Consider the following 16362-nt stretch of genomic DNA (forward strand, 5'->3'; position numbering starts at 1 on the left):
AGGCCGTCGACGGCGGAGAACTGGCCGGTGACGCCGATCGCGGCGCGGGCCGCCTGCGGGTCCACCGCGAGGTCGTGTCCGCCGACCTGGGCCTGACCGCCGTCGGCGCCGATGAGGGTGGAGAGGATCTTCACGACGGTGGTCTTGCCGGCACCGTTCGGCCCGAGCAGGGCGAACACGGACCCGGCCGGGACACGCAGGTCGACGCCGTCGAGGACGGTCCTGTCGCCGAAGGACTTGCGCAGACCGATGGCCGAGATGGCGGTCGGCGACGGGAAGCTGTGATCCATGTTGGATGTGGACATGACAGACGTAGGCATGGTGCCCTCCTGTGCGAAGGCTGAGGTGATCGGGGGAGTGGGCGGGGTGGGGCCGGAGCCGGCGGGTCAGGCCTTGGCGCGGCGGATGTCGATGTTGCCGTACTTGGTGCGGGCGCGTACCTCGACGGTGTCCCCGGTCTTGTCCGGGGTCTCGGACGGGGTCAGGGTGTTGCGCACCTGGCCGGAGTTCGAGCTGACGTCGAGCCAGGCGGCAGTCCCCTCGCGGACCCCGACCTCGATGGCGCCGTAGGAGGTCTCCAACTGGACCGTGCCGCGGGCCACTTCTCCCACCCGCAGGGTGCCGTGGGCGGTGACGGCGGTGACCGAGTCCTCGGCGCGCGCGATGTCGATGTCACCGTTGGCGCCACGCACCCGCAGTTCGCCGGTCGCGGCTCCGATGGTCGTGGTGCCGTGCGAGTTCTTCAGGACGGCGGGGCCGTCGACGAGACCGACGCGCATGCTGCCGGAGCTGGTGGTGATGTCGGCCCTGCCCTCGACCCGGTCCACGGTGATCGAGCCGTGCGACGCGGTCAGGTGCAGCGGGCCGGTCGTGTCGAAGCGTGCGTCGCCGGACGACGTCTTCACCCGGACCTCGCCGAGTCGCCCTTCGCCGAGCACCTGGACCCAGGAGCCGGTCACCTCGAGGCGCGAGCCCGTGGGCAGTTCGACCGTCACGTCGACCGTTCCGGTACGGCCGATGCCGAGGCCGAGCAGGCTGGGCTTGGGTGTCCTGACCGTCAGCACACCGCTCGCGTACGTGGCCTCGGTCTGGTCGGCGGTGCGTACGTCCAGGTCCTTCTTCGGGTCGCGGGGCCGTACCTCCACGACCGTGTCGAGGCGGTCGCCCGCGGTGAACTGGATGGAACCGGCCTCCACATGAGCCGTGGCCGAGATCGGTTCGGGAGTGTCGAAAGAAGGCATGGCTGTCCCGTCCTCGTGGGTTCTTGACTCGTCCCTGCTGGTGGGACGTGGTGTGGGTGAGTGTGAGGTGGAAGTGGTGAGGGCGTGGGGCGCGGTCAGCGCACCCAGCCCGTGAAGCTCTGGCCGACGGTCTGGGCCCTCTCCGTCGTGCGCGGCCGAGTGCCGCCGTCGACGGCCGCGGACACGGTGCGCACCAGCCACGCGTTGACCGACAGGCCCTCGCGGTTCGCGGCCTCTTCGGCGCGGGCCTTGAGCTGGGTCGGCAGCCGGAGGTTGACGCGCGCGGTGCCGCCCTCGTCACCGTCGGCCGTGTACGGGGCGGTGAGCGGTTCGGCGGGGGCGACGGGTTGCGCGGGCGTCGCGCCGTAGACGGGGGGCGGAGTCACGACGAAGTCGGGGTCGAGCCCGCGCAACCGCACGTCGACCGAGCCGGGGGCCAGTTCACGGGTGATCTCGTCCATCGCGGCGGAGAGCACGTTGAGCATGGTCAGGCGTGTCGCCGACTCCAGGGGAGCGGTGAGCCGCTCGGCCAGTTCGCGGGCTTCTTCGCCGCCGGCTTGGGCGGCCACCGCGAGTTCGCGGCGGAGGGTGTCGACATACGGCGTGAGGTCCATGACGCCATCATGGCGCCAAAGTGGCTCCACGTGCAAGCTCTCCCGGGGCTTCTCTTCGGCGGCCGATGCGATGACTTCTCTGACCTGCGAAAACAATCTGGCGTCGCAAGGGTGTGTCGGCGGTCCGTGCGCGTGAAGGCGCCCGCATGCTCCCTCGTGTGCCCTCGGTGGTGCGATGTGGCGCAGCGTGGCGCAGCGTGGCGCGGTGTGGCGCCAAGTGGTGCCATCTGGCGTCGCACTCGGCGCCATGCCTGTCCCTCCCTCCCGCCCGTCCATCGAGGTCCGCCCGCCGGGTCGGCAATTCGTTCGCGCGCGTGGTCGGTCCACGGAAAGAATGCGCGGGCCACCCCGTCCGTCCAAGGAGTTGTCCGATGACCGGTCCGCAGTACGCCCACGCCAGCCTGGACGGCCTTGTGATGGGCGATGCCTTCGGTGACAGCTGGTTCACGCGTTCCGACGAGAACGCCGAGGAGCTGTGGGCCGCGCGGGAATCACGTCCGCAGCCGTGGCCGTGGACGGACGACTCCGCCATGGCGTTCGTCCTCTTCGCCCACCTGGCGGCCCATGGCGAGGTCCGGCCGGATGCCCTGGCGGGCGAGTTCGCCGCCGAGTACGCCAGGGACCCCGGCCGCAAGTACGGGCCGTCGATGCACGGCGTGCTCCGGAGCATCCGCGAGGACGGGGACTGGCAGGCCGTCACCACGGCGCAGTTCGCCGGACAGGGCTCCTACGGAAACGGTGCCGCGATGCGGGTCGCCCCGCTCGGGGCATGGTTCCGGGACGATCTGCCGACCGCGGTCGAGCAGGCCCGGTTGTCCGCGCTGACCACGCATGCCCACCCCGAGGCCGTCGCCGGCGCCGTGGCCGTAGCGGTCGCCGCGGCACTGGCGGCCGCCGGCGAGGGCTCGGACGCCCCCTCGCGCGCGGAGTTCCTGCGGGAGGTCGCCCACCACGTACCGGAGAGCGACGTCCGCTCCCGCCTGCTGGTCGCCGCGAACTTCTCCGCCCGTACGTCGGTTCGCCACGCGGCGTCCGTACTGGGTTCGGGGACGCTGATCTCGGCCCCGGACACGGTTCCGTTCGCCCTGTGGTCCGCCGCCGGCCATCTCGACGACCTGGGCGAAGCGCTGTGGCAGACCGTCGCGGGATGGGGTGACCGCGACACCACCTGCGCGATCGCGGGAGGCGTCGTCGCGTCCCGCACCGGCACCGGTGGACTTCCCCCGGCATGGCACGAGGCCCGCGAGGACATTCCCGGCTGGAGCGGCTGGGAGGCGCCCGGCGTGATCCGATACGGCACTGTCCGGAGCGGGACGAACCCGTCGGAGGCCGTCCGCCGCTGACAGTGCCGCCGGCGACCGCACGGCTGTCGCACGGGATGTACCCGGTGTCCGATAGCCGTGCGGCGCCCCGGCGGTCGTCGCCGTGACCGTGGCTGCTGTCGTCGTGCCCCGCGAGCCAGCCGTACCGAGTCATGCACCGGCGACTCCTGAGCCACCGGTCACCGAACCGTCCACCGAGCCGCCCACCGCGGCGACCGCCCCTCCGGCGAGCGGGGTCAGCGCACAGCGTCCGTCTTCGTCGCCGGTACCGGATGCCGCAGCAGGTAGGCGCCCGCGACCGACACCAGAAGGGCCATGCACCCGATGAACACCAGCCCGGCGCCCTCCAGCCCGAGGGGTTCCGCCAGGAGACCCACGCCGATGACCGGCACCGAGATGCCCGTGTAGGCCACCACGAACAGCGCCGAGATCACGGCCGCCCGCCGGTCCGCCTCGGACGTCGCGGCCACGGCGGAGAGCGCTCCGCGAAACGCCAGCCCCTGACCCACCCCGCCGACGACGGCACTCAGCACCACCAGGGCCAGCAGTTCCCACCACAGAGCACCGGCCAGCAGCACCAGCCCGGCGAGGAGCCCGGCGCACCCCAGCGGCAGCGACCGGCGCACGCCGACCCGGCCGACGGCCAGCTGCCCGGCGGTCGATGCGAAGAACGCCAGTGCGACGACGAGGCCGCTCACGGCGTGGTCGTGGACGCCCAGGGACTGGGCGAGGAAGGCCGGGCTGACCGAGGTGAAGACCCCGAACAGCGCGAACCCGACGAAGGAGGCCGCGGCCGCGGGCCCGAACACCGCCCGCACCCGAGGGGGCAGGCTGGGCCGTTGCGGCCGTACGGTCCTCAGCGGCCGGCGCTCCCTTACGGTCTCCGGAAGCTTCAGCAGGACGAGCGCCGAGCAGGCGACCAGGGTGAGGTGGACGGCGAAGGGCAGGTACAGCGGCCGGTCGGCGTACTGCGCGAGCACCCCGGCGAGCAGCGGGCCGCAGCCCAGCCCGCCCATGTTCGCGGCGGTGGCCACGAACGTGGCCCGAGAGGCACCGCCGGGCGGCGCCAGCTCCATCACGTACGCCGTGGCGGCCCCGGTGAACAGCCCGGCGGACAGCCCGGACAGCAGCCGGCCCGCGTACAACCAGCCCAGCGCGGTCGCGCAGAGGAAGCAGACGGCGCTGGCGGCGGCGAAGCCCAGGCCCCACCACAGCACCGGACGCCTGCCCACCGAGTCCGAGGCGTTCCCCGCCAGCAGCAGCACCCCGATGACACCGAAGGCGTAGACGGCGTAGACCACGGTGACCGTCAACTCGGAGAAGCCGAACTTCTCCTGGTAGAGGCCGTAGAGCGGGGTCGGCAGGGTCGTACCGGCCATGCACACGGCGAACACCGCCCCGCCGAGCAGGCACCGGCGCCAGCGTCCAAGATCACCGTCCATACCGCCGAAGGTAACCGTGCCCGCCCCCGCACGCGTCCCGGCGCATCCGGCGCGTTCTCCCATGAGGTCGGCGCGGACCGGTCGACGCGGGCCGGTCGCCGCGGGTCTCCAGGCCCGCGACCGTGAGCCGGCGCTGTTTTCCCGGCTCTCTTCCTGGTCGGAGTGCCCGCACGCGGCCATCAGAAGATTTCTGGCGAACCGGGGGCAACCATCCGTCCCGCCCGAGGGTCACATCAAGTGTGAGCAAAGCGCTCCCAAGGACCCAAGGGGGAAATATGCGAAAGATCCGCAATGTCGCGACGATCGGCGCCTTAGCGGCACTGGCGGTGGGCGCCGGTACGGCGTTCAGCACGACCGCCTCCGCCGCACCCAACGTCACCCCGCAGGGCGTCTGCGGCAGCGCCTACAAGACGGTCAACTCCGCGCCCATCGGAACGCTGGGCACCGTCTACCTGACGTACAACTCCAAGAACGGCAAGAACTGCGTCGCGACGATCCGCACCAACCCGGGCACCTACAAGAACATGTCCACGTACATCTACGTCCCCGCCACGGACGAGTACGACGAGGACTTCGGTAGCTACACGTCGTTCGCCGGACCGGCCTACGTCTACGGCAAGGGCTACTGCGTGAGCTGGGGCGGCAACATCGACAACGTCTACGTGACGGTGGACAACTCCAACTGCGCGTCCCTGAAGGAGCACCGGACCACCGAGGTCCGCTGATCCACCTGATCGACCGTCCGAGAGTTCCCGCACCGCCCCTTCCCGTGGTCCGACGTCGCCCGGGAAGGTGTGCAGAGCCGCAGGCGGTGCGGGTTCTCCCGGAGGGGCCGGACCCACCGAGGATCGTGTGGATCCTTCCAGGCCCGCGTCACACCACGGCCGGCCTCCGGTCCGTGGCCGAATATCGGGTGCGCGGGCGTCGGCGTACGAGGGAAACTCCTTGGCATGGTCGACATGGGCATGTTCAGGGACGAGGTCGCGGGCCGGGCGGCCGGTGGCTCCGGTCGGCAGGCGGAGGAGCTGGCGGAACTCCTGGGTGTCCACACGGTGATCCTGCTGGAAGGGCTGAGCGACCTCGCCGCCGTCGACGCACTGGCCGCCCGACGGGAGCGCGACCTGGCGGGCGAGGGGGTGTGCGTGCTGTCGATGGGCGGGGCGATGAGCGTCGGGCGCTACGCGGGGATCCTCGGAGCACCGGGCCTCGGTCTGCGCCTGATCGGGCTGTGCGACGAGCGGGAGAAACCCTACTTCGACCGGGGCCTCGACCCGGCCTGGACACCCCGCCCGAGCGTCCATGTCTGCGCGGCGGACCTGGAGGACGAGCTGATCCGCGCGCTGGGCACGGCGCGCGTCGAGCAGATCGTCCAGGACGCGGGCGAACTGCGTGCCTGGCAGACCTTCGTACGACAGCCCGCCCAGCTCGGCCGTCCCCGGCACCGGCAGCTACGCCGCTTCCTCGGCACGAAGAAGGGCCGCAAGATCCGCTACGGCCGCCTCCTGGTCGAGGCCCTCACCCCCGAGCAGGTGCCCGCACCACTGGACGATCTCTTCGCCGACCTGTGACTTCTCCCACCCGCTCTTGCCGGGGCCGGGAACGTTTCCCTACGTTCGGTCGCATGTCCCACCACGGCCACGCCCTTCCCGGCGAACCGGACGAACCCGCCACGGCGAGCGATCCCGCCGCGGAACGTCCCGACGCCTCCCCGACGACCGAACTGGTCCTCGACCTGAGTGCCCACGAACTGCTCCGGCGCGCGCATGTCCTGGACGCCCTCGGCGCCGACTGGGACCCCGTGACCGCGCTGCGCGGCGAGGAGGCGGCGTACGAGCTGCTGTACTCCGGTCTCGACGCGGAGCAGCAGCGTGTGTACGACGACCTGGTGGCGGCCGGTGTGCTGCCGCGGGGAGGCGGTGGCCGTGCTGCCGCTTGATCCGCAGGCCGACATCGGGCGGCGCGCCTGGGTGGCCTGCCCGAACTGCGACGACCGGCGCGGATGCGACACCTGCGAGCAGGGCCGCACCTGCTCCGAGCACTGGCGCTATCTGCTCTCCAACGTCGGCAGCCTGCTCCATCTGCAGTGCCGGTCGTGCACCCACATCTGGACACACGAGACCCATTTCGGTGCCACCCGCTCCCCGTGGGAGCGCATCACCAGCGGCCTGCGCCGACACTGACCGTGTGCGGGCGGCCGCCGACCCGGTGAGCCGGGCCGGCGTGGGCGTGGGCGTGGGCGGGTGAGGCCGGACGGCCGATGGGTGCTCGCTTTCGGATGACCTCACCGTCTGTCGCCGGGGGCGGCGGGCCGTCGGGGCCGAGGATCTCGGTCGGCGGACATCCCTGCCTGCCTCGTCCGCCCGGAGGCAGCCGTGCACATCCTGCTCCTAGCCAGCGCGTTCAACAGTCTCACCCAGCGCACCCACGCCGAACTGCGCGACCGCGGCCACACCGTGGCCGTCGAACTCGCCCTGCCCGACAGCCCGTTGCCGGATCTCGTGCGACGGCACGCACCGGGGCTCGTCGTCGCGCCGATGCTGAGGACGGCGATCCCCGAGGAGGTGTGGAGGGCCCGCACCTGTCTGATCGTCCATCCCGGGCCCGTGGGCGACCGGGGACCGTCCTCCCTGGACTGGGCGATCCACGACGGCGCCGGCGAGTGGGGTGTCACCGTCCTGCAGGCCGAGGAGGAGATGGACGCCGGCGCCGTGTGGGCCTCCGTCGCGTGCCGGATGCCGCAGGTGTCCAAGAGCGAGCTGTACCGGGGCGAGATCGCCGACGCGGCGATCGAGGCCGTCCTGCTCGCGGTGGAGCGCTTCGCCGGGGGCGCCTACACACCGCACGAGCAGGACACGACAGATGAGACCGCCGCCCGCTCCGGCGGGCCCGACGCCCGCCCACGACCCCGCACGCGTCCGTACCTCGACCAGAGCGTCCGGCGGATCGACTGGGCCGACGACTCCACCGAGGACGTCCTGCGCAAGCTGCGCGCGGCCGACTCGCAGCCCGGTGTGCTGGACGAACTGCTCGGCGGTGAGTGGTACCTGCACGGCGGCCACCCCGAGGGCGTGCTGCGCGGACGGCCGGGCGAGCTGCTCGCGACCAGGGCCGGGGCGGTCTGCCGGGCCACCGGGGACGGCGCGGTGTGGATCCCCGAACTGAGGCCCCGGCGCGGTCCGGGGCAGCCGCCGACCTTCAAACTGCCCGCCGTACGGGCCCTCGGCGACCGGCTGCCCCCGCTGCCCGAACACGCCCCGCCCCGGCTCCCCTGGGCAGGGGACCGGACCTGGTCGGACATCCGCTACCGGGAGGACGGGCGCGTCGGGTTCCTCTCGTTCTCCTTCCCCGGCGGCGCCATGAGCACGGAACAGTGCCGCCGGCTGCTGGACGCCTACCGGGAGGCGTGCGCGCGGCCCACGTCGGTGCTGGTGCTGGGCGCCGAACGGGACTTCTTCTCCAACGGGATCCACCTCAACGTCATCGAGGCCGCCCCCGACCCCGCCGCCGAGTCCTGGGCGAACATCAACGCCATCGACGATCTGGTCGAGGCGGTCCTGACGACGACGGACCGCCTGGTCGTCGCGGCGGTCGCGGGCAACGCGGCGGCAGGGGGCGTGCCGCTCGCCCTGGCGGCCGACGAGGTCTGGTGCCGGTCGGGAACCGTACTGAACCCGCACTACCGGCTGATGGGCCTGTACGGCTCGGAGTACTGGACGTACACGCTGCCGCGCCGGGCCGGTGCCGCCACCGCCCAGCGGCTCATGCACGAGGCCCTGCCCGTCAGCGCGGCGAGCGCGCTGCGCCTCGGCCTGGTCGACCGGGTCCTCGACCGCGCTCCCGACGCGTTCGCGCGGGAGGTGACGGCGCTGGCGGGGCGCCTGGCGTCGCTCCCGGCGACGGAGACCCGGATCGCCGCGAAGAAGACGGAGCTTGACCGGCTGGAGAGCACGACGCCGCTGGCCGGGTACCGCGCCGAGGAGCTGGCTCGCATGCGCCGTGCCTTCGACGACCCGGACGCCCCGTACCACGCGCTGCGCCGTGCCTTCGTCCACAAGGAGCGGCCGGCGTGCACTCCGCCGCACCTCGGTCCCGCCCCGGTTGTGTGAACCGTTCCGGTGGGCGGGGGCGCCGGCGTCACCGGAACGGCCCCCGTCGGCGTCCCATCGCGGCCGTACGGCTGCTACGAAGAGGAGTGAAGGCCGAAAAAGAGGCTTTCATCCGATACCTCCCCGGGAGGCGGTCCCATGACTGAGGCGACGCCGGCAACGGCCGAAGCCACGAACGCGGGCGGTGCGCCCGCCGACGAGGCGCCCACGATCCACATTCTCTGGATCAACGCCGGCCTGAGCTGCGACGGTGACTCGGTCGCGCTGACGGCGGCCATGCAGCCCAGCATCGAGGAGATCGTGCTCGGTGCCCTGCCAGGGCTTCCGAAGATCGCGGTCCACTGGCCGCTCATCGACTTCGAGTGCGGGCCGGTCGGCGGCTCGGACACGTTCATCGAGTGGTTCTTCAAGGGGGAACGGGGCGAGATCGACCCGTTCGTCCTGGTCGTCGAAGGCTCCATCCCCAACGAGGCGATCAAGCCCGAGGGCTACTGGTGCGGCTTCGGCGACAATCCGGAGACCGGTCAGCCGATCACCACCAGCGAGTGGATCGACCGGTTGGCCCCGAAGGCGCTGGCGGTCGTCGCCATCGGCACCTGCGCCACCTACGGCGGCATCCACGCCATGGCCGGCAACCCGACCGGTGCGATGGGCGTGCCGGACTACCTCGGCTGGGACTGGAAGTCCCACGCCGGCATCCCCATCGTGTGCGTCCCCGGCTGCCCCATCCAGCCGGACAACTTCTCCGAGACGCTCACCTATCTGCTCTACCAGGCCGCCGGCTCCGCGCCGATGATCCCGCTGGACGACAAGCTGCGTCCCACCTGGCTGTTCGGTGCCACCGTGCACGAGGGCTGCGACCGCGCGGGCTACTACGAACAGGGCCAGTTCGCCCTGTCGTACGACTCGCCCACCTGCCTGGTCAAGCTCGGCTGCTGGGGTCCGGTCGTCAAGTGCAACGTGCCCAAGCGCGGCTGGATGAACGGCATCGGCGGCTGCCCCAACGTCGGCGGCATCTGCATCGCCTGCACGATGCCCGGGTTCCCCGACAAGTTCATGCCGTTCATGGACGAACCCCCCGGCGCCAAGGTGTCGAGCGGCGCCAGCGGGGCGTACGGAGCCGTCGTCCGCAAACTGCGGTCCATCACCGCCAAGACCGTGGACAAGGAGCCCAAGTGGCGCCGTACCGGAGACAAGATCACCACCGGCTACCGGCCTCCGTGGTGAGCCGCGGCGCCTAGCCCGCACCCGCTTCTCGCACCCCCACCCCAACCTCCCGCGCAGTGACGCAACGAAGGGCACGCACACTGATGGCACCGAAGACGACGACGGCCGGCGACGGCAGTGGCCTGGTGGAGATGGCCTGGGACCCGATCACCCGGATCGTGGGCTCCCTGGGCATCCACACGAAGATCGACTTCAAGCAGAAGCGGGTCGCGGAGTGCTACAGCACGTCGTCGGTCTTCCGCGGCTACAGCGTCTTCATGCGCGGCAAGGACCCCCGCGACGCCCACTTCATCACCAGCCGCATCTGCGGCATCTGCGGCGACAACCACGCCACCTGCTCGGTGTACGCGCAGAACATGGCGTACGGCGTGAAGCCCCCGCACCTCGGCGAGTGGATCATCAACCTCGGTGAGTCGGCGGAGTACATGTTCGACCACAACATCTTCCAGGAGAACCTGGTCGGGGTCGACTACTGCGAGAAGATGGTCAAGGAGACCAACCCCGGCGTCCTCGAACTCGCCGAACGCACCGAGGCCCCGCACGCCGCCGAGCACGGCTACCGCACCATCGCCGACATCATGCGCTCGCTCAACCCCCTGGAGGGTGAGTTCTACCGCGAGGCCCTCCAGGTCAGCCGCTACACGCGCGAGATGTTCTGCCTGATGGAGGGCCGCCATGTGCACCCCTCCACGCTCTACCCGGGCGGCGTCGGCACCATCGCCTCCGTCCAGCTCTTCACGGACTACATGAGCCGTCTGATGCGGTACGTCGAGTTCATGAAGCGCGTCGTGCCCCTGCACGACGACCTGTTCGACTTCTTCTACGAGGCCCTGCCCGGGTACGAGGAAGTGGGCCGCCGCCGCGTCATGCTCGGCTGCTGGGGCGCGCTCAACGACCCCGAGTACTGCGACTTCACCTACGCCAACATGACCGACTGGGGACGGAAGATGTTCGTCACCCCGGGCGTGGTCGTGGACGGCAAGCTCGTCACCAACGACCTGACCGAGATCAACCTCGGCATCCGCATCCTGCTCGGCAGCTCCTACTACGAGGACTGGCAGGGCCAGGAGCAGTTCGTCACCCACGACCCGCTCGGCAACCCGGTGGACCCGCGTCACCCGTGGAACCAGCACACCATCCCGGCTCCGCAGAAGCGGAACTTCGACGACAAGTACAGCTGGGTCATGTCCCCGCGCTGGTTCGACGGCAAGGACCACCTCGCCCTGGACACCGGCGGCGGCCCCATCGCCCGACTGTGGTCCACCGCCCTGTCCGGGCTCGTCGACATCGGCTACATCAAGGCCACCGGCCACAGCGTGGTCATCAACCTGCCGCGCACCATGACCAAGCCGGAGACCACCTTCGAGTGGAAGATCCCGAAGTGGTCCAACGCCCTGGAACGCAACCGCGCCCGCACCTACTTCCAGGCCTACGCCGCCGCCGTCGCCCTGCACTGCGCGGAGAAGGGCCTCGCGGAGGTCCGCGCCGGACGCACCCAGACCTGGGAGAAGTTCGAGGTCCCGGACGAGGGCATCGGCGTCGGCTTCACCGAGGCGGTCCGCGGCGTCCTCTCCCACCACATGGTGATCCGCGACGGCAAGATCGCCAACTACCACCCGTACCCGCCGACCCCGTGGAACGCCAGCACCCGGGACACCTTCGGCACACCCGGCCCGTACGAGGACGCCGTGCAGAACACCCCCATCTTCGAGGAGAACACCCCGGAGAACTTCAAGGGCATCGACATCATGCGCGCCGTCCGCAGCTTCGACCCCTGTCTGCCCTGCGGCGTCCACATGTACGTCGGCGGCGGCAAGACGGTGAAGTCGATGCACGTGCCCACCGGCCTGAGCGGACTGGGCGGATGAGCGCGCCGACGACGGCCCGGCCCGTCGACGCCCAACAGACCGGACGCCGCGTCGAGGAGGTGCTCGACCGGCTCACCGCGAGCGGCGTCCCCGCCGCCGCCGAGGCGGCCGAGGAACTCGTGCGCTCCCTCATGGACTTCTACGGCGCCGGCCTGGCCCGCATCCTCCACCTGCTGTCCTCCGCGCCCGGTGAGCCGTCGGCGGGACTGCTCGGGGACGAGGTCGTCGCGAGCCTGCTCGTCCTGCACGACCTGCATCCCGAGGACCGCGACACCCGCATCGCCCGCGCCCTCGACAGCGTCCGCGAACACACCCTGGACGTCGTGGACTTCGACGAGGACAGCGGCACGCTGCGGGTGCGTGCCCGGGCGGGCGGCGGCTGCGGCTGCGGCTCCGGCGCGGACGCCCGGCAGGCGGCCGAGGCGGCCCTCGCCTGCTTCGCCCCCGAGGTGCGGGCCGTCGACATCGAGACCGCACCCGCCGGGCCCACACTCCTGCAGATCAGCACGGCACCCACGGGGACCCGATGACCGCGACCACCACCGGTCTGAAGAGGTTCCTGACAGAACGTCCGCCCCGGCCCGAGCGGTGCGAACTGTGCGCGGTGGCGGTACCCGACGACCACCGCCACCTCGTCGACACCGACAAACGCGCCCTCGTGTGCGCCTGCGCCCCCTGCGCGCTGCTGATGGAACAGCCGGGCGCCGCCGCGGGCCGCTTCCGCACGGTCCCGGACCGCTACCTCACCGACCCCGGCCACCACCTCGACGACCGTGCGTGGGACGCGCTGCAGATCCCCGTCGGCGTCGCCTTCCTCTTCCGCAACGCCGCGCTCGACCGGCTGGTCGCCCTCTACCCCAGCCCGGCGGGCGCCACCGAGAGCGAACTCGAACCGGACACCTGGGCAGCCGTCCTCGGCGACAGCCGGCTCGCCGCACTCCTCGAACCCGATGTGGAGGCCCTGCTGCTGCGCCGCACCGACGGCCGCTGCGAGACCCACCTCGTCCCGATCGACATCTGCTACGAACTCGTCGGCCGCATGCGCCTGTTGTGGCAGGGCTTCGACGGCGGAGCCGAGGCCCGCACCGCCCTGGACGCGTTCTTCGCCGACGTCACCCGCCGCGCCCGGCCCGTGGACGACACACGGGACGCGGCCCACGAGCCGTCACGTCCGGCACGGACGGCGGTGCGGCCGTGACCGAGTTCTCCTTCGCCTGTACCGGCGTCCGCGCCGACCGGTACGCGGCCGGACCCACCCTCGTCTTCCGGCTGCGCGTCACCGCCGCCGGCAACGCGCCGGTGCACGCGGTCGCCCTGCGCTGCCAGATCCGCATCGAACCCGCCCGCCGCGGCTACGAACCCGCCGAGGCCGCCGGCCTGACCGACCTCTTCGGCGACCGCTCCCGCTGGGGCAGCACCCTCCAGCCGGTGCAGTTCGCCCAGGTGTCCGTCATGGTCCCGAGCTTCACCGGCGAGATCGAGACCGACGTCGTCGTGCCCTGCACCTACGACATGGAGATCGCCGCCACCCGCTACCTCACCGCCCTCACCGACGGCGAGGTCCCCCTGCTGATGCTGTTCTCCGGCACGGCGTTCACCGGAGCCGGCGGCTTCCGCGTGGAACCGGTCCCCTGGGACAAGGAGGCTGCCTTCCGGATGCCGGTCACCGTCTGGCGCGAGATGGTCGAGCAGCACTTCCCCGGGTGCGGATGGATCCGGCTGCCCCGCGACACCATGGACGCTCTCCTCGCCTACCGCTCGCGGCACGCGCTGCCCTCCTGGGAGGCGACCCTCAAGGCTCTGCTCGACGACGACGACGACGGCGACGACGGCGACGGCGCCGCCGCCGAGCCGCCCGCGCACGACCCGCTGCGCGCCCTGACCGCCACCACCGGAAGGACCGACCCGTGACCTTGACCGCGTTCGCCGCCGAGACCGAGGAGCGGTTCGCCCTCGCGCGGCAGGTGGCCGACGCCGTCCTCTTCGAGGGCTATGTCCTCTACCCCTACCGCGCCTCGTCGGCCAAGAACCGGCTGCGCTGGCAGTTCGGGGTGCTCGTACCGCCCGGCTGGGGCGCCGAGTGCGAGGAACACGACTTCCAGCACACCGAGTGCCTGATGGAACCCAAGGCGGGCGCGACCCTCTCCGTCGAGGTGCGCTTCCTGCACGCCCGTCGGCGCACGGTGCAGCGCGCGCGGCCGGACGGCGGCTTCGACACCGTCACCGAACTCGACCTGGACGACCGGGTCCTGGTGCCCTGGGACGAGGGGTTCGAGGAACGCGTCGAAGTGATCGCGCCGGTGGACGCCCTCCTCGGCGACGGCGTCACCCATCCCTTCCGGCTCCCGGCGAGGGAGGACACCGCACCCGTCCTCGACGCGGCGGGCCGTACCGTCGGCCGCCTGCTGCGGCGGAGCGAGGCGGTCAGCGGGACGGTGCGGCTGTCCGCCCGCGAACTCGACGGTCCCTACCGGACCCTGCGGCTGACCGCCGTCGTCGAGAACACCAGCGACTGGACCCCGCCCGAGGGCCGCGCCGCCGACCGGGACGCGGCCCTGCCGTACTCCCTGGTGGCCACCCATCTGCTCATGGCCCTCAGCGCCGGATCGTTCCTGTCGATGACCGATCCCCCCGAGTGGGCCAAGGCCGCGGTCGCCGCCTGCCGCAACCTGCACACCTGGCCCGTGCTCGCCGGCGAACCCGGCCGGGCCGACCTGGTGCTGTCCTCGCCGATCATCCTGGAGGACCATCCGGCCATCGCCCCGGAGAGCCCCGGCGCGCTCTACGACGCCACCGAGATCGACGAGATCCTCGCGCTGCGCACCGCCGCCCTCACCGACGAGGAGAAGCGCGAGGCCCGGGGCACCGACGAACGGGCGGCGGCCGTGATCGAGCTGGCGGATTCGATGCCGGCCGAGGTGCTGGAGCGGCTGCACGGGGCGGTGCGCAGCCTCCGGGAGGTGACCGGCCCCGGCCTCGCCGATCCCGGCGTCGGCTTCCCCGACGAGTTCGGGGTGCAGCGGCCCGACACCCCCTGGTGGGACCCGGCGAGCGACGCGGGCTTCGACCCGGCGCGGGACCACGTGGTCGTCGACGGCCGCTCGGTGGGCCGGGGCACCCGGGTCGAACTGCACCCGGGCCTGCGGCGCACCGACGCACAGGACATCTTCCTGCGCGGCAGCACCGCCACCGTCGAGGCGGTGCTGCACGACGTCGACGGCGGCGTGCACCTGGCGGTCACGGTGGAGGGCGACCCCGGCGCCGACATCCGCCGCGAGCAGGGCCGCTTCCTGTACTTCCAGCCCGACGAGGTCACACCGCTGGAGGACGGCGTATGAACCCCTCCGCGCAGCCGGGCCCCAGAACCCTGGTCGCCGGCATCGGCAACATCTTCCTCGGCGACGACGGCTTCGGCGTGGAGACCGTGCGCCGGCTCGCCGGGCTCGGACTGCCCGCCCACGTGGAGATCGCGGACATCGGGGTGCGGGGCGTCCACCTCGCCTACCAGCTCCTCGACGGCTACGACACCCTCGTCCTCGTGGACGCCACGGCACGGGGCGAGGCCCCCGGCACGCTGTACGTCATCGAACACGAGGCCGCGGGCCCGGGTCCGGAGCCGCCGGCCCCCGCCCTGGACGGTCACCGGATGACCCCCGACACCGTACTGGCGCTGCTGGCGACCCTGTGCGCCGGTACCGGCGGCGACCCACCACGCCGTGTCCTGGTCGTGGGATGCGAACCGGCCTCGGTGGAGGAGGGCATCGGCCTCAGCGCGCCGGTGTCCGACGCCGTACCGCAGGCGGTCCGGCTGATCGAAGAGCTGCTGCGGGACGGTGAGCCGTCCGCGGCGCAGGCCTCAACCGCTGAGGCCTCGACATGAGGAGAGACGGGATGAAGAAGATCGTCATCGGCGGAGCGGCCCTGGCCGCCGTGGTCGTCCTCGCCGCCGAGGTGCTGCCGGACGTCAGGCGCTATCTGCGGATCCGGCGCATGTGAGAGGCGTGGGGAGCGCGGGCTCCCGTGCGGTTGGGTCGAACGGTGTACCTGCCGACCGGTCACGGCGTGCCGGGCCGTTCGACCCGGCTCCGCCCCCTCTAATGAACCCCGGTGCGAGGCAGGCAGCCGGCGGAAGGACGAGAACCCATGCACGAGATGTCCGTCGCGCTGGCCGTCGTCGACCAGGTCGTCGAGGCCGCCGACCGGGCCGGGGACGTCACGGCGGTGCGAGCGGTACGGCTCCGGGTGGGCGAACTCGCCGGTGTCGTACCCGACGCACTCGCCTTCAGTTTCGAACTGGCCTGCGCCGGGACCCTGTTGGAGGGCGCCGAACTGGTCACCGAAGCGGTACCGGGGCTGGCCCGCTGCACCCCCTGCGCACACGAATGGGCCGTCGGCATGCCGCCCCGTCTGATCTGCCCCGCGTGCGGCGGAACGCGGACCGACCTGCTCGCGGGCCGGGAACTGCAGATCGTCGACGTGCGCTGGGAGAACGACGGCACCGCGCACCCGCCCACCCGCGAACCGATCTCCGAGGAGCGCTGA

At 71.9% G+C, this 16362-nt stretch carries 19 protein-coding genes; 15 read left to right on the forward strand and 4 right to left on the reverse strand.

Features of this window, described 5'->3' with window-relative positions:
* The 3 genes from ACZ6BB_RS34045 to ACZ6BB_RS34055 form a co-directional block, all read right to left on the reverse strand.
* Positions 1 to 320, reverse strand: a 320-nt coding sequence (locus ACZ6BB_RS34045) for an ATP-binding cassette domain-containing protein (RefSeq protein WP_471618977.1), incomplete at its 3' end; no start/stop codon positions are given.
* Between the two features lie 66 nt (positions 321 to 386).
* Entirely contained in the window at positions 387 to 1241 is an 855-nt protein-coding gene (locus ACZ6BB_RS34050; protein WP_471618978.1) for a DUF4097 family beta strand repeat-containing protein, read from the reverse strand.
* Between the two features lie 95 nt (positions 1242 to 1336).
* Entirely contained in the window at positions 1337 to 1855 is a 519-nt protein-coding gene (locus tag ACZ6BB_RS34055; RefSeq protein ID WP_471618979.1) for a toxin-antitoxin system HicB family antitoxin, read from the reverse strand.
* Between the two features lie 371 nt (positions 1856 to 2226).
* On the opposite strand from ACZ6BB_RS34055, the gene ACZ6BB_RS34060 reads away from it, so the two are divergent.
* Positions 2227 to 3198 carry an ADP-ribosylglycohydrolase family protein gene (locus tag ACZ6BB_RS34060; RefSeq protein WP_471618980.1) on the forward strand — a complete coding sequence of 324 codons (972 nt, stop codon included), beginning with the start codon at positions 2227 to 2229 and terminating at the stop codon, positions 3196 to 3198.
* A gap of 215 nt (positions 3199 to 3413) precedes the next feature.
* Here ACZ6BB_RS34060 and ACZ6BB_RS34065 read toward each other — a convergent pair whose 3' ends face one another.
* Positions 3414 to 4619: an MFS transporter gene (locus ACZ6BB_RS34065; RefSeq protein ID WP_471618981.1), complete on the reverse strand. Its 1206-nt coding sequence runs from the start codon at positions 4617 to 4619 to the stop codon at positions 3414 to 3416.
* A gap of 275 nt (positions 4620 to 4894) precedes the next feature.
* Between ACZ6BB_RS34065 and ACZ6BB_RS34070 the strand changes: the two genes are divergently transcribed.
* From ACZ6BB_RS34070 to ACZ6BB_RS34135, 14 genes are all read left to right on the forward strand, one after another.
* Complete coding sequence (locus tag ACZ6BB_RS34070) at positions 4895 to 5344, forward strand: spore-associated protein (RefSeq protein WP_471618982.1); 450 nt, start codon at positions 4895 to 4897, stop codon at positions 5342 to 5344.
* A gap of 225 nt (positions 5345 to 5569) precedes the next feature.
* Positions 5570 to 6187, forward strand: coding sequence for a TOPRIM nucleotidyl transferase/hydrolase domain-containing protein (locus ACZ6BB_RS34075; RefSeq protein WP_471618983.1), 618 nt, complete (start codon positions 5570 to 5572; stop codon positions 6185 to 6187).
* A 53-nt stretch (positions 6188 to 6240) separates the two neighbouring features.
* Positions 6241 to 6555 carry a DUF6400 family protein gene (locus ACZ6BB_RS34080; RefSeq protein WP_471618984.1) on the forward strand — a complete coding sequence of 105 codons (315 nt, stop codon included), beginning with the start codon at positions 6241 to 6243 and terminating at the stop codon, positions 6553 to 6555.
* On the forward strand, positions 6542 to 6799 hold the full coding sequence (locus ACZ6BB_RS34085) for a hypothetical protein (protein ID WP_046915656.1): 258 nt from the start codon (positions 6542 to 6544) through the stop codon (positions 6797 to 6799). The genes ACZ6BB_RS34080 and ACZ6BB_RS34085 overlap by 14 nt, the downstream gene beginning before the upstream one ends.
* Before the next feature lie 192 nt (positions 6800 to 6991).
* Entirely contained in the window at positions 6992 to 8725 is a 1734-nt protein-coding gene (locus ACZ6BB_RS34090; RefSeq protein ID WP_471618985.1) for an enoyl-CoA hydratase-related protein, read from the forward strand.
* A 138-nt stretch (positions 8726 to 8863) separates the two neighbouring features.
* Positions 8864 to 9952: an NADH-quinone oxidoreductase subunit B family protein gene (locus ACZ6BB_RS34095; protein ID WP_471618986.1), complete on the forward strand. Its 1089-nt coding sequence runs from the start codon at positions 8864 to 8866 to the stop codon at positions 9950 to 9952.
* A gap of 83 nt (positions 9953 to 10035) precedes the next feature.
* Positions 10036 to 11820 carry a nickel-dependent hydrogenase large subunit gene (locus tag ACZ6BB_RS34100; RefSeq protein WP_013006069.1) on the forward strand — a complete coding sequence of 595 codons (1785 nt, stop codon included), beginning with the start codon at positions 10036 to 10038 and terminating at the stop codon, positions 11818 to 11820.
* Positions 11817 to 12350 carry a hypothetical protein gene (locus ACZ6BB_RS34105; protein ID WP_471618987.1) on the forward strand — a complete coding sequence of 178 codons (534 nt, stop codon included), beginning with the start codon at positions 11817 to 11819 and terminating at the stop codon, positions 12348 to 12350. Before ACZ6BB_RS34100 ends, ACZ6BB_RS34105 begins: the two co-directional genes overlap by 4 nt.
* On the forward strand, positions 12347 to 13018 hold the full coding sequence (locus ACZ6BB_RS34110) for a DUF5947 family protein (RefSeq protein WP_471618988.1): 672 nt from the start codon (positions 12347 to 12349) through the stop codon (positions 13016 to 13018). The genes ACZ6BB_RS34105 and ACZ6BB_RS34110 overlap by 4 nt, the downstream gene beginning before the upstream one ends.
* Positions 13015 to 13731, forward strand: a complete 717-nt coding sequence (locus ACZ6BB_RS34115; protein WP_471618989.1) for a DUF6084 family protein — start codon at positions 13015 to 13017, stop codon at positions 13729 to 13731. The genes ACZ6BB_RS34110 and ACZ6BB_RS34115 overlap by 4 nt, the downstream gene beginning before the upstream one ends.
* Positions 13728 to 15158, forward strand: a complete 1431-nt coding sequence (locus ACZ6BB_RS34120; protein WP_471618990.1) for a hypothetical protein — start codon at positions 13728 to 13730, stop codon at positions 15156 to 15158. Before ACZ6BB_RS34115 ends, ACZ6BB_RS34120 begins: the two co-directional genes overlap by 4 nt.
* Positions 15155 to 15700, forward strand: a complete 546-nt coding sequence (locus ACZ6BB_RS34125) for a hydrogenase maturation protease (protein ID WP_471618991.1) — start codon at positions 15155 to 15157, stop codon at positions 15698 to 15700. The genes ACZ6BB_RS34120 and ACZ6BB_RS34125 overlap by 4 nt, the downstream gene beginning before the upstream one ends.
* A gap of 11 nt (positions 15701 to 15711) precedes the next feature.
* Positions 15712 to 15816: a DUF6893 family small protein gene (locus ACZ6BB_RS34130; RefSeq protein WP_020114735.1), complete on the forward strand. Its 105-nt coding sequence runs from the start codon at positions 15712 to 15714 to the stop codon at positions 15814 to 15816.
* Positions 15817 to 15963: 147 nt separating this feature from the next.
* The gene (locus ACZ6BB_RS34135; RefSeq protein WP_471618992.1) at positions 15964 to 16362 is read left to right on the forward strand and encodes a hydrogenase maturation nickel metallochaperone HypA/HybF; all 399 of its coding nucleotides are present in this window, start codon (positions 15964 to 15966) and stop codon (positions 16360 to 16362) included.

The organism is Streptomyces sp. NPDC041108 (assembly GCF_055592645.1).

What these genes read in the sequence shown, in the direction of transcription:
- ACZ6BB_RS34110 (WP_471618988.1), top strand. Translation starts at nt 12,347, where the DNA reads ATGACCGCGACCACCACCGGTCTGAAGAGGTTCCTGACAGAACGTCCG.
- ACZ6BB_RS34105 (WP_471618987.1), top strand. Translation starts at nt 11,817, where the DNA reads ATGAGCGCGCCGACGACGGCCCGGCCCGTCGACGCCCAACAGACCGGA.
- ACZ6BB_RS34095 (WP_471618986.1), top strand. Translation starts at nt 8,864, where the DNA reads ATGACTGAGGCGACGCCGGCAACGGCCGAAGCCACGAACGCGGGCGGT.
- ACZ6BB_RS34070 (WP_471618982.1), top strand. Translation starts at nt 4,895, where the DNA reads ATGCGAAAGATCCGCAATGTCGCGACGATCGGCGCCTTAGCGGCACTG.
- ACZ6BB_RS34060 (WP_471618980.1), top strand. Translation starts at nt 2,227, where the DNA reads ATGACCGGTCCGCAGTACGCCCACGCCAGCCTGGACGGCCTTGTGATG.
- ACZ6BB_RS34135 (WP_471618992.1), top strand. Translation starts at nt 15,964, where the DNA reads ATGCACGAGATGTCCGTCGCGCTGGCCGTCGTCGACCAGGTCGTCGAG.
- ACZ6BB_RS34130 (WP_020114735.1), top strand. Translation starts at nt 15,712, where the DNA reads ATGAAGAAGATCGTCATCGGCGGAGCGGCCCTGGCCGCCGTGGTCGTC.
- ACZ6BB_RS34050 (WP_471618978.1), bottom strand. Translation starts at nt 1,241, where the DNA reads ATGCCTTCTTTCGACACTCCCGAACCGATCTCGGCCACGGCTCATGTG.
- ACZ6BB_RS34125 (WP_471618991.1), top strand. Translation starts at nt 15,155, where the DNA reads ATGAACCCCTCCGCGCAGCCGGGCCCCAGAACCCTGGTCGCCGGCATC.
- ACZ6BB_RS34080 (WP_471618984.1), top strand. Translation starts at nt 6,241, where the DNA reads ATGTCCCACCACGGCCACGCCCTTCCCGGCGAACCGGACGAACCCGCC.
- ACZ6BB_RS34075 (WP_471618983.1), top strand. Translation starts at nt 5,570, where the DNA reads ATGGTCGACATGGGCATGTTCAGGGACGAGGTCGCGGGCCGGGCGGCC.
- ACZ6BB_RS34055 (WP_471618979.1), bottom strand. Translation starts at nt 1,855, where the DNA reads ATGGACCTCACGCCGTATGTCGACACCCTCCGCCGCGAACTCGCGGTG.
- ACZ6BB_RS34100 (WP_013006069.1), top strand. Translation starts at nt 10,036, where the DNA reads ATGGCACCGAAGACGACGACGGCCGGCGACGGCAGTGGCCTGGTGGAG.
- ACZ6BB_RS34065 (WP_471618981.1), bottom strand. Translation starts at nt 4,619, where the DNA reads ATGGACGGTGATCTTGGACGCTGGCGCCGGTGCCTGCTCGGCGGGGCG.